This is a genomic window from Hydrogenovibrio sp. 3SP14C1 (assembly GCF_029625905.1).
Classification (GTDB): Bacteria; Pseudomonadota; Gammaproteobacteria; order Thiomicrospirales; family Thiomicrospiraceae; genus Hydrogenovibrio.
Map to the genome: position 1 here is coordinate 1 of NZ_JARTLM010000298.1, position 240 is coordinate 240.

The 240-nt window shown below is 59.2% G+C and carries 1 pseudogene; it reads right to left on the bottom strand.

The window, feature by feature from the left end:
* Positions 1-240, bottom strand: a pseudogene (locus tag P8629_RS12595) (DNA-directed RNA polymerase subunit alpha); the annotation flags it as partial.

The following is a 240-nucleotide window of genomic DNA, read 5'->3' on the forward strand; positions in this document are numbered from 1 at the left end:
GGCGGCCAATCGCACGGGTCTCTTCATCAGAGCCACGAGCGTCAGCCGGTTCGTAACCACGACCCAGCGCGACCTTAAGCTGAATTTTCAGCTCGGTACCTTCATTGACGTGTGCAATGACGTGGTCCGGGTTGACGATTTCGACGCTATGATCAAGCGCAATGTCGCCAGCGGTGACGACGGCTGGGCCCTGCTTGTTCAGCGAGAGCACCGCCTCATCGCGGCTGTGCATCTTGATCG